This is a genomic window from Vibrio sp. QJM3NY_21 (assembly GCF_057785975.1).
In genome coordinates, this window is sequence record NZ_CM173513.1 from 955,280 (window position 1) to 967,550 (window position 12,271).

Here is a 12,271-nt window from a genome sequence, read left to right on the forward strand (position 1 = left end):
TGATTGATGGCTTGAATAGTTACAGAATATTCTTGATGCTGTAATAAAAGGTTAATATTAATGTGCTTGCTGATATCGGTGTAAAGTCGATATATTGGTGTTACACCATCACGTTCTCAGGAGAGACATATGCAGCATCAAGAAATGATTCAACACAGTAATTTTGGCGTAATCAGTCGTACTTGGATTTTCTCTACCCTTTCTCTTGTGGGTATTCTTGCTCTAATGTAGTCATTTTATGGCTCTATATTTTTAGTTTTTATTATGAATACACTTTTCAAAAAGTCTTCAAAGTTAGAACTCTTCCTCTCGTAAATGTGGCTTTTCTCATCAGGCTAGCCACTTAGCTTTTTCCTAGGAACTATTTTTCTTAGCATCCACTTCCTCTTAAATAGCCACTTTCTAGTTAGTAGCGATTTTCTCTGAGTAAACTTCTTCTTTTAGTAAAGCAACCAAGTCGCCTTCTCTTAACTGGCTAGACATGTAACCTGCTCTGAAGTTGTTACCAAACTGTGATAATCTTAAGTTATCTTTTATCTACAGTGTACCTCTCATGTCTGTCTGGGATTCTATTTCATTTAACAATCGATTTACTGCATTACCTCGATTGTTCTATACCCCAATTCAACCTACACCGCTCAGCAATGTTCAATGGCTTGCATGGAACCATAACCTTGCGAGTGAGCTCGGCTTTCTGTCATTTGAAGATGCTTCTGAGGAATTGCTTGAGACGTTATCTGGCAATGTTGAACCTGAGCAATTCTCACCGGTAGCAATGAAATACGCAGGCCATCAGTTTGGCTCTTATAACCCTGATTTAGGTGATGGAAGAGGGCTGTTATTAGCGCAAATTGTCGCTAAAAATGGCGAAACGTTCGATTTACACCTGAAAGGTGCGGGTAAAACGCCATATTCACGTATGGGCGATGGCCGCGCAGTTATTCGCTCGACGGTTCGTGAGTATCTATGTAGCGAAGCAATGGCGGGGCTTAATATCCCAACCACACGTGCGCTGGCTATGATGACCAGTGACACGCCGGTTTACCGTGAGAAGCAAGAGTGGGGGGCATTATTGGTGCGCGCTGCTGAATCGCATATTCGTTTCGGTCACTTTGAACACCTGTTTTATACCAATCAGTTGGCAGAACATAAATTATTGGCCGACAAAGTCATCGAATGGCACTTCCCAGAATGCCTCGATGAAGAAAAACCCTACGCTGCCATGTTTAATGAGATTGTTGATCGTACTGCTGAGATGGTCGCATTGTGGCAAGCCAATGGGTTTGCTCATGGGGTGATGAACACAGATAACATGTCAATTATCGGGCAAACCTTCGATTATGGCCCATTCGCGTTCCTTGATGAATACGACCCAAGGTTGATCTGTAATCACTCGGATTACCAAGGTCGTTACGCTTTCAATCAACAGCCTAGAATTGGATTGTGGAATCTATCGGCACTGGCTCATTCGCTTTCGCCGCTGGTGGATAAAGCCGATCTTGAGGCAGCACTCGAACAGTATGAGCCACAAATGAACGGTTATTTCAGTCAACTGATGCGTCGTAAGTTGGGGCTACTTTCCAAACACGAAGGTGACACTCGCTTGTTTGAATCTATGTTCGAGCTGATGTCGCAAAACAAAGTCGATTATCCAAGGTTCTTTAGAACGCTGTCGAACCTCGATACCTTGTTGCCGCAGGAAGTGATTGATCTGATTATTGATCGAGACGCAGCAAAATTGTGGGTAGATAACTATTTGCAACGCTGCGAACTTGAAGACAGTTCAGTGACAGAGCGCTGCGAAAAGATGAGACAGGTAAACCCTAAATACATCCTTAGAAACTACCTAGCTCAGCTTGCGATAGATAAAGCCGAGCGTGGTGATAGCAGTGATATTGAAGCATTAATGGTGGTACTGGCTGACCCATACGCAGAACACCCTGACTACGAACACCTTGCTGCGTTGCCTCCTGAGTGGGGTAAAGCGATGGAAATCAGCTGTTCCTCTTAACCTTCGATGATTCTTTGAGTCGCTAAGTACAGGTAGAGGTCACTAAGATGTGATCTTTATCTGTTCGTTCTTCTAACTTTACAAACATGTCAATAATCAAATAATCGGCCAGCCTATACACTATGTGAATAAGTTGTAAATTTAATAGGTTTGGGCGATGCCAACAAATACTCGAATTCTCGTGGTGGATGATGATCAAGAAATCCGCGAGCTGCTGGAAGAGTACCTAACAAAATCGGGTTTCGATGTCTCTTCTGTGGGAGATGGTATTGAATTAGAGACCCACCTGAAAAACCAAGGTTATCCCGATCTGATTCTGCTTGATGTGATGCTACCCGGTGATGATGGTTTTACCTTGTGCCAACGAGTACGTAAGCAATCGAATGTGCCTATCATCATGCTGACTGCAGTCTCGGATGAAACCGACCAGATCATCGGCTTAGAAATTGGTGCCGATGACTACATCGCCAAGCCGTTTAGCCCTCGTCAGTTAATGGCTCGAATCAAAGCGTTATTAAGACGTGTTCAAGTGGTGGATGACAAGCCGAGTGATGCACTACCAAAGCAGATTATTTTTGGTGATTGGACGCTTGATACCCTAGCGCATCGGATCTCCCATAATGAAAACTCAGAAGAGATGGACTTGTCGGGCAGTGACTTTTCTTTGTTAATGCTGTTCTTAACTCGTCCTAACGAAGTTCTCGACCGAGATACTATCTCTTTCGCAACTAGAGGCCGAGAAGCGCTGCCTTTTGAACGAGGCATTGACGTGCAACTTAGTCGTCTGAGAAGCCGATTGGGCGACAGTGGTAAATATCCTCACTACATCAAAACCATGCGCGGCAACGGCTACATTCTTGCTGTGCCGGTTCAGTATGAACACTAATAATCAATTGTTGTTAATGAACACCTTGCCAATGAAGTATTCTGTATGAAGTATCTCGTATGAACTGGTTGAGCCGGTTAAAGCCAAACTCCTTGGTCGCAAGAACCTTGTTGCTGACCTTGTTAGCCGTGGTGATAGCTCAGGGGATCGCAACGTCTATTTGGTATAGCGAATCCAAACACAAAGAATTAGAGGGGATTCGTTCTGCCTCTTCGAGCATGGCGAACATGTTTGCCTCAACGGTAACCTTCTTCCAGTCTCTGCCCGTTAAATATCGTCATATCGTATTAGATCAGATCCGCAATATGGGCGGTACGCGCTTCTTCGTTTCTTTCAATAAAGAGGCTTTGATTGTCGAACCGATCCCCGATACCCGCTTAAAAACCGCCTCGATTGAAGCGATAGAAAGTGTTTTGAGTAGCAAACTCAATAAAGTGGCGTCAGTGCGGGTTGATTTCTCTCGACCTGAACACCTTCGCTTGCTTAAAAACGACATCTACTTAAGCGATCTCCCACGATCGTGGGCACATCATACGTTAACGTTAGAACCTCTTAATCCGCCAATTCTGGTTGTTCAAATAGAATTAGCCAGTCATGAATGGGTGTACATTGCCGCGTTGTTACCAGCGCCATATGTGAAACTCGACGATACGATTCTTGGCAGAGAACAGGTGATTTTCTTAGTTTCTTCAACGCTCATTCTACTGGTGCTGACTTACTTGATGATTCGTCGCCAAGTGAGGCCTCTTAAAAAGCTGGCAAGAGCGGCTAATGAAATGAGCATGGATATTCAGCAGCCTCAATTGAAAGAGGAGGGGGCAACTGAACTGGTCACGGCAACCCGAGCCTTTAACCGCATGCAGCAGCGGATCCGTCGTTATGTTGCTGACCGAGAACACCTATTCTCTGCTATCTCTCATGACTTGAAGACGCCAATCACCCGTTTAAGGCTTCGAGCCGAGCTATTGGAAAGTGAGGTCAAGAAAGACAAGTTCAACAAGGATTTGGATGAGCTTGAGATGATGGTGAAAGGCGCATTACAAGCGGTCAGAGACACCGACCTTCATGAAAATAATGCCATTATCGATCTGAACGAGATGATGCTCTCTGTGATTGAACTACACAATCAATACCAAACTCAGGTCGAGTTTGAACCTGCAGTGATTGAGCCTTTTGTTGCCAAACCGCTAGCGATCAAACGCGTGCTTACTAATCTTATCGATAATGCTGTGAAATATGGACAATCAGCTGAGGTGGATATCAGCAGTGATTCTGTGTGGGTCATTGTGACGATTCAAGACCATGGCAAAGGTATCCCTGAAGACAAGTTAGAGTTGGTTTTCGAACCCTACTTTAGGTTGGCTACGGATGACCAAGGACACGGTTTAGGGCTCGGGATCTGTCGCAATATTCTGCATGGACACGGCGGAGATCTCATTATTCGCAACTCCTCTCAAGGTGGCTTAGAAGCCAAAGTCTATATACCAAGAGGCTTAGAAGTGTAATGTAACAATTGTGTTACATAGGGCTTACCTTTTGTTTCAATCTTATAAATCAGAATAAGTAGACTCTTTATTGAACCGGACGTCGAGTCCGCTAAACATGGAAGATTATAATGAAAATCAATAAAACCCTACTTACTCTATCTCTTCTTGCTGCCTCAACATTTTCTCAAGCTGGTGAAGTGGAAGTGCTTCACTGGTGGACTGCCGGTGGCGAAGCGAAATCCGCAGCGGTACTGAAAGAGATGATTGAAGAACAAGGCCATACTTGGAAAGATTTTGCTGTTGCTGGTGGCGGCGGTGAAAGTGCGATGACTGTTTTGAAAACGCGAGCAGTATCGGGCAATCCTCCATCTGCTGCGCAGATTAAAGGTCATGATATTCAAGAGTGGGGTGGTTTAGGTTTTCTAACGTCTCTCGATGCAACTGCGAAACAAGAACAGTGGGATGAACTACTACCAGAAGTAGTGACTAAAGTGATGAAGTGGGATGGTGAATATGTCGCGGTTCCTGTCAACGTTCACCGTGTTAACTGGCTTTGGGCTAACCCTGTTGTTTTAGAAAAATCAGGCGTTACGGTTCCGACTACATTAGATGAGTTCTTTGTTGCTGCAGACAAGATTAAAGCGGCCGGCTTCATTCCACTTGCTCACGGTGGTCAACCTTGGCAAGACGCGACGGTATTCGAAGCAGTGGCTCTCGACGTACTAGGCAGTGAAGATTACAACAAAGCGTTCGTAGAACTTGATATGGACGTACTATCTGGTGACAAAATGGTGGAAGTATTCACCAAGTTCAAAAAGATGCGTGACTACATCGACAGCAACTCTCCAGGTCGTGATTGGAACGTCGCAACTTCAATGGTTATCAATGGCGAAGCAGCGATGCAGATCATGGGTGACTGGGCGAAAGGTGAATTTACTGCGGCAGGCAAAGTGTCGGGTAAAGATTACATCTGTGCACCAGCTCCAGGTACTGACGGCCAATTTACCTTCAATATCGATAGCTTTGCGTTCTTTGAGTTAAGTGACAAAGAGAACCAAAAAGCGCAGCAAGATCTAGCAAAAACCATTCTTACCAAAGATTTCCAAGAAGTCTTCAACCTTAACAAAGGTTCTATCCCTGTACGTCTAGATATGGACATGTCTAAGTTCGACCAATGTGCGTTGGATTCAATGGCTACCTTCAAAGCGAGTGCTGAATCGGGCGATCTTGTTCCGAGTATGGCTCACGGCCTAGCGACAACAAGCTACGCTCAAGGCGCTATCTATGACGTAGTGACCAACTTCTTCAACGAGAAAGATGCCGATCCTAAACAAGCGGCAGCTAAGTTAGCAAAAGCAGTGAAAGCGGCTATCTAATCTAACTTGATAAGTGACACACAACGCACGTGAGTGACGGGTTGTGTTGCTTTATCGAACCCCCAGGGTGGGTAGGCTCGTAGGGAGCCTATCTACTCTTCACTCCCAATTCTGATATGCGTGATGCTGATGTGGTACCGAGAGGTAAGCCATTGGTTCGATTGTGCAACAAGGATAAGTTATGGAGCATGTTTTGACTGAGTCGACTCCAAAACCCACAAGGAGCCAGCCTGCACCGAAACCAAGTTTTGCTGACAGGTTGCAACATTGGTTACCTAAAATAGTACTGGCGCCCACCGCGTTAGTGACCGTGGTGTGTATCTACGGCTACATTTTTTGGACGGCAGCGTTGTCGTTCACCAACTCTCGATTTCTGCCGAGCTTTAACTTCGTTGGTTTAACCCAATATGAAAAGCTGATGGACAACGATCGCTGGATTACCTCAATCACCAACCTCGGTTTGTTTGGTTTTCTATTCATGGCGATTGCCATCTTGCTTGGTGTTGGTTTAGCTGTATTGCTTGACCAGAATATCCGCCAAGAAGGCGCTATTCGTACCATCTATTTATACCCAATGGCGTTGTCATTCATCGTGACGGGTACGGCGTGGAAATGGATTCTTAATCCGGGTCTTGGCATTGAAAAACTGATGCAAGATTGGGGATTTACTGACTTCAAATTTGATTGGCTAGTCGACTCTGAAATGTCGGTCTATACCTTGGTTATCGCGGCGCTTTGGCAGTCTTCAGGGTTTGTGATGGCGATGTTCTTAGCGGGTCTGCGTGGTATCGATTCTTCAATTATCAAAGCGGCGCAAATTGATGGGGCAAGCTTACCGACCATCTATCTCAAAATCATTCTGCCTTGCTTGCGCCCTGTGGTTTTCAGTGCGGTGATCATTACGTCGCACATTGCGATTAAGAGCTTCGACCTTGTGACCGCAATGACTGCAGGTGGCCCCGGTTATTCATCGGATCTTCCTGCGCTATTTATGTACGCACACTCCTTTACTCGCGGACAAATCGGCCTTGGTGCTGCTAGTGCCATGATGATGCTTGCCGGTATCTTAGCGATTCTCGTGCCTTATCTTTACTCTGAACTTAGGGAGAAAAAGTCATGATGAATAACATCAATTTTGCTCGAATCTTTATTTATTCAGCACTGCTTTTCTTCTGCTTAGTTTATCTAATGCCATTGTTCGTGATGGCGCTGACGTCATTCAAAACTCTGCCTGACATCAAAGCGGGTAACCTGATGAGCCTCCCGAAAGAGTGGGTGTTCGATGCTTGGTATAAAGCGTGGGATACCGCCTGTACGGGTGTGAAATGTGAAGGCATCAAAGGCTACTTCTGGAACTCGTTCCAAATGGTGATTCCTGCGGTTGCGATTTCAACATTGCTCGGTGCATTCAATGGCTATGTCGTGACGAAATGGCAATTCAGAGGTTCAAACCTGTTCTTTAGCTTGTTGTTGTTTGGCTGCTTCATCCCATTCCAAGTGGTGTTGTTACCAATGGCAACCATGCTCGGCAAGATGGGGTTAGCGAATACAACCATCGGCTTAGTGATTGTGCACGTTATCTACGGCATGGCGTTTACGACCCTGTTTTTCCGTAACTTCTACATCTCGATTCCTGATGAATTGATCAAGGCGGCAAAACTCGATGGTGCAGGTTTCTTTACCATCTTCTTCAAGATTTTATTACCGATCTCAACGCCAATTATCATGGTGACGGTGATCTGGCAGTTCACCGCGATTTGGAATGACTTCTTGTTCGGGGTGGTGTATTCGGGCTCTGATACACAACCGATAACTGTGGCATTAAACAACTTAGTTAACACCAGTACTGGCGTTAAGGAATATAACGTCGACATGGCTGCCGCGATAATCGCCGCACTGCCAACGCTGTTGGTGTATGTCTTCGCAGGAAAATATTTTGTTCGTGGCCTAACGGCAGGATCAGTAAAAGGATAATTACCCATGGCAACATTAGATTTAAAACAGATCCGTAAAACCTATCGCAACGCGGACAACGAAACGTTAAAGGGCATCGACATCAGTATCGATTCGGGGGAATTTTTGATACTTGTCGGCCCTTCGGGGTGTGGGAAATCCACTTTAATGAACACCATCGCTGGGCTAGAGAATATTAGTTCGGGTGAGATAGTGATTGATGGTGTAGACGTGGCGCAGGTTGAGCCGAAAGATCGCGATATTGCGATGGTGTTTCAGTCTTACGCGCTTTATCCAAACATGACGGTGCGTGGCAATATCGCCTTTGGTCTGAAGATTCGTAAGATGCCTAAACAAGAGATTGATGCTGAGGTCAATCGAGTGGCAGAAATGCTGCAAATCGAACAGCTGCTTGATCGTAAACCATCGCAGCTTTCTGGTGGCCAGCGTCAACGTGTCGCGATGGGCCGCGCTCTGGCTCGTCGTCCTAAGCTGTATTTATTTGATGAGCCGCTTTCTAACTTGGATGCCAAGCTGCGTGTTGAGATGCGTCATCAGATTAAACGCCTGCATCAGAAGCTCAACACCACGATTGTTTATGTAACTCATGATCAGATCGAAGCAATGACTCTGGCGGATCGCATCGCAGTAATGAAAGACGGTGAACTGCAGCAGTTAGGTACACCTCAAGAGATCTATACCAAGCCAAACAATATGTTTGTGGCGGGCTTTATGGGTTCACCTTCTATGAATTTCATTAAGACCATGGTGGATCTTGATGATGAGCAAAACCCGATCATCAAAGTGGTGGGTACTGCCGAACAAGAACACCACATTCGATTGCCACAGAGCATGCGTGACCAAGATGGCAAGGAATTGGTCATTGGGTTACGTCCTGAACATATTACTGAGCAAGAAGGTGATGATGTGTCGGCAACCACAAAGCTAGATCTGCAATTGGAAGTGTTGGAGCCAACAGGGCCAGATACCATCGCAATGGTTAAAGTGAACGACCAAGAAGTCGCGTGTCGTTTATCGCCAGAATTTGAAGTTTCCGTTGGGCAAATGGCACCACTTCATTTTGATTTATCAAAGGCGGTATTCTTCGATGCTCAAACCGAAGCGAGAATCGATTTCTAACTTCTAACTTCTAGTTGCTGAGTTAGTTTAACAATCAAAGTTCATGTCTAAATTAAAGGCAGTATCACCAACTAGTAATAAGTAATGTGATGCTGTCTTTTTCGTTGTCTATACTTGCTTTTTATTCCTTATAAAAACAGAGGGGTAAACGATATATATGCTTCTACTGCAATAATATCGTGATTTAGTATCCCTTAGCTCTATAAAGCTGACGTAGAAACGCGTAGGATCACACTACTTTAGATCAAAAACTAGGTTGCACTTTGGTGCATAAACAGAAGAATACATGAAACTAACAGCAAAACCAGCGGCGAATAACGCTTTACTTATTTCTATTACGACACCGGATTTTAAAGGTGACGAAGCAAAAGAGTCTCTTGCCGAACTTGCTCGCTTAGTGTCAACCCTAGGGTTTAAAGTCGTTGGTACGCAATCGCAACACCATAATTCATCTCAACGACAGAATGTGTTGGGTGCAGGTAAGCTTGCCGAAATTGCACATCTAACTGGTTACCAAGGCTCTATTGAAGAAGCTGAAGATGAAGATTTTATTGATGAGTCGTTTGATTTTAGTTCTGAAATCGATGAGCTAGATTTTGATGATCTTCCAACGGGCAACTTCCAATACGGTGCCGCTGATGTTGTGGTATTTGACTGTGATTTAAGTCCATCTCAAATGCGTACTGTTGAGGCGAGTTTGGGTGTGGAAGTATTTGACCGTACTGGCATCATCATCGAAATCTTCAGCCGTCACGCTCGTACTCGTACTGCTCGTCTGCAAGTTGATATCGCTCGTCTAAACTATTTAGTTCCACGACTGCGTGAAACGGCTGAGGGTGATAAAGAGCGTCAAATGGGTCAGGGCGCAGGTGAAACTTCACTAGAGCTAGACCGTCGTAACGTACGTGACCAAATTGCTGCGCTTAAGCGTGAGCTAGTAAGCGTACAAGATGAAATGAAGACCAGACGCACAAGGCGCGCGGAGCTTTTCACTGTTGCTTTAGTTGGCTACACCAATGCCGGTAAGTCTTCGATGATGCGTGCAATGACCGCAACCGAAGTGGTGGGTGAAGATAAACTGTTCGCAACGCTAGATACTACGGTTCGTGCACTTCAGCCAATTACTCAGCCACGTATCTTGGTTTCAGACACGGTTGGTTTCATCAAGAAACTGCCACATGATCTGGTTGCTTCATTCCACTCAACGCTAGCAGAAGCGCATGATGCTTCACTGCTTTTGTATGTGGTTGATGCTTCTGACGTTTCGTTCCGAGCTCAGCTTGATGTCGTACACGACGTATTAGCACAAGTGGGCGTTGAAGGTAGCGAAAAACTATTAGTGCTGAATAAGTGCGATAGATTGACTGAAGAACAGCAATTAGAGCTGATCGAAGAATTCCCAGATGCAATGCTAACGTCGACTCGTGATCCGTTAGATATCACGAAACTGCACAAGTACATCGTTGGTGTTGCTGAAGAAGGCATGATCGAAGAAGAGATCACTATCCCTTATTCTGGACAAGGCATCATCGGTGAGATTCGCTCAAACATGAGTGTGGTTAAAGAAGAGTACGATTACGAACACATCAAATTAACGGTTCGTTCAAGCGCTATTGATTTAGCGCGACTGAAAAAGCGTATGCAAAACTCTTAATCGTCTATCAAATTTAGATAAGAACACCTAAAGAAAAAGCGACCTAAGTGGTCGCTTTTTTTATTCGTTGAGCCTAGCTAATTTAAGTTTAGCTAAGTCATGAGTTACTTAAGCCATTCTTTGAGTTGGCTTCCAACGTGCTAGCTCTGGATCAAGCTTGATGCCTTGTGAGGTCAGCAAGTTAACGCGAGCCAAGTAGGCTGCGCCATGCATTAGGTGTTTTGCTAGATCAACGGCATTACGCTGTTGGTAATCGTCTAAGTAGCTGTCTTTTGCCCATGCGTTGAATGCGCCAAGTGCAGGGCCTGCCCATACTTGGTAATCCATTTCACGACCTTGTTCACCTGTGTTTGACCAACGGCTAGAAAGCCCTAAGTACCAACGGAAGATCAACGCCATCTTACGCTTCGGGTTGCCTTCAGCACGTTCGATCTGTTTAGGGTCGCGCTCGTTAAAGTGCGTCACAGTTCCTGCCCAAATGTCATCCAGTGTTGAACGGAATACTTGCTTCTCTAACTTCAGGCGTTCTTCTGCTGGAATCGCTTCAATTGAATCGTAGCGCGTGTATAGCTCATATAGCTTGTTTGCACGCATTGGGAACAAGGTGCCGCGTTTAACCACTTGCAGTTTCACACCCATTTCGAACATGTCGGCCGCCGGTGCCATAGTCACGTCAGCCATTTCAGTTGTCGAAAGCAGCTTACGTGTGTGTTCGCTCGCGCCAGCCTCAATACACGCTTGGTTGATTGAACCAGTAACAATGTAAGCCGCGCCCATGTTAAACGTCGCTAGAGCAGCGTCAGGCGTACCTACGCCACCACCACAACCGACACGTAGCGGAGTTTTGAATTGGTACTGTGCTTGGATTTGCTCTTTCAGGGCCAGAATCGTTGGCAGTAGGGTAACCAGTGGACGGTTATCGGTGTGACCACCAGAATCGGCTTCTGCAGTAATGTCATCAGCCATAGGAACCAACTGTGCCAGTTCCATTTGTTCTGCTGTGATTCGACCTTCATCAACCAAAGCTTGCAGCATTTTCACAGGAGCAGGCTGCATGAACTTACTTGCAACTTCAGTACGGCTTACCTTGGCAATAACCTTGTTGCCAATCTGAATCTCACCTTGTGCATCGCGACTAAGGCCTGCTGCACGGTAGTGAACGATTTGCGGTGTTAAACCTAAGAATGCTGAAGCCTCAACCGTTTTCACTTGGTGCTTCAAAAACAGCTCTACACTGCCACGTTCTAACGCTGGCTCGCTTGGGCTGTGAATCAGGTTAAATGCATAAGGACCGTTTGGCAGTGCTGCTTGAATGCGGTTGATCGCTTGCTCAACGCGAGATGGGATTAAGCCCGCCGCGCCAAATGAACAAAGAATACCCGCTTGACCAAGCGCAATCACCAACTCTTCTGATGAGATACCGTTTGCCATTGCACCTGCATAGTAAGCGTATTTTACGCCATGACAGCGACGGAAATCTTCGTCGCCTAGGCTTTGTGTACCAAGAGCTGGAGCAAATGCGCTAACAGGCTGGCTGTTTGCAGCGCTTGCTGTATCGCCCGATGTAATCTCAGCTTGTTGGCTTACGCCTAAGCCTTTTTCTGGGTGGTTCACTACGTAACAAGCAAGGCTTAAATCTTTCAAGATTGTCGACATTGCTGCGTTATCGAAATGAGTAGTGCTCCCTTCAATCTGCCAAGGCCACGGAGATAGCTTTTCGTTATTGATTGTAGTTTGAGTTGTCATACTAAATTCTTTCCTAAT

Annotated in this window: 9 protein-coding genes; 8 read left to right on the forward strand and 1 reads right to left on the reverse strand. The window is 45.5% G+C overall.

The window, feature by feature from the left end; genetic code table 11:
* The first annotated feature begins 553 nt into the window (after nucleotides 1–553).
* The 8 genes from AC3CID_RS04360 (at nucleotide 554) to hflX (ending at nucleotide 10,507) form a co-directional block, all read left to right on the forward strand.
* The gene (locus tag AC3CID_RS04360; RefSeq protein WP_146456860.1) at nucleotides 554–2,011 is read left to right on the forward strand and encodes a protein adenylyltransferase SelO; all 1,458 of its coding nucleotides are present in this window, start codon (nucleotides 554–556) and stop codon (nucleotides 2,009–2,011) included.
* A gap of 157 nt (nucleotides 2,012–2,168) precedes the next feature.
* Entirely contained in the window at nucleotides 2,169–2,897 is a 729-nt protein-coding gene (locus AC3CID_RS04365) for a response regulator (RefSeq protein ID WP_146456858.1), read from the forward strand.
* 59 nt (nucleotides 2,898–2,956) lie between these two features.
* Nucleotides 2,957–4,402: an ATP-binding protein gene (locus tag AC3CID_RS04370; protein ID WP_146456856.1), complete on the forward strand. Its 1,446-nt coding sequence runs from the start codon at nucleotides 2,957–2,959 to the stop codon at nucleotides 4,400–4,402.
* A 110-nt stretch (nucleotides 4,403–4,512) separates the two neighbouring features.
* Entirely contained in the window at nucleotides 4,513–5,760 is a 1,248-nt protein-coding gene (locus tag AC3CID_RS04375) for an ABC transporter substrate-binding protein (protein ID WP_146456854.1), read from the forward strand.
* A gap of 181 nt (nucleotides 5,761–5,941) precedes the next feature.
* Nucleotides 5,942–6,880, forward strand: a complete 939-nt coding sequence (locus AC3CID_RS04380) for a carbohydrate ABC transporter permease (protein ID WP_099166264.1) — start codon at nucleotides 5,942–5,944, stop codon at nucleotides 6,878–6,880.
* Nucleotides 6,877–7,734 (forward strand): carbohydrate ABC transporter permease, encoded by an 858-nt coding sequence (locus tag AC3CID_RS04385; protein ID WP_004736059.1) that lies wholly within the window; start codon nucleotides 6,877–6,879, stop codon nucleotides 7,732–7,734. The genes AC3CID_RS04380 and AC3CID_RS04385 overlap by 4 nt, the downstream gene beginning before the upstream one ends.
* 6 nt (nucleotides 7,735–7,740) lie before the next feature.
* Nucleotides 7,741–8,853: an ABC transporter ATP-binding protein gene (locus AC3CID_RS04390; protein ID WP_146456852.1), complete on the forward strand. Its 1,113-nt coding sequence runs from the start codon at nucleotides 7,741–7,743 to the stop codon at nucleotides 8,851–8,853.
* A gap of 286 nt (nucleotides 8,854–9,139) precedes the next feature.
* On the forward strand, nucleotides 9,140–10,507 hold the full coding sequence (gene hflX / locus AC3CID_RS04395; protein WP_017073597.1) for a GTPase HflX: 1,368 nt from the start codon (nucleotides 9,140–9,142) through the stop codon (nucleotides 10,505–10,507).
* A 108-nt stretch (nucleotides 10,508–10,615) separates the two neighbouring features.
* Here the strand turns inward: hflX and pfaD are convergent, their stop codons facing one another.
* Nucleotides 10,616–12,253, reverse strand: coding sequence for an eicosapentaenoate synthase subunit PfaD (gene pfaD, locus AC3CID_RS04400; protein ID WP_146456849.1), 1,638 nt, complete (start codon nucleotides 12,251–12,253; stop codon nucleotides 10,616–10,618).
* Between the last annotated feature and the right edge of the window lie 18 nt (nucleotides 12,254–12,271).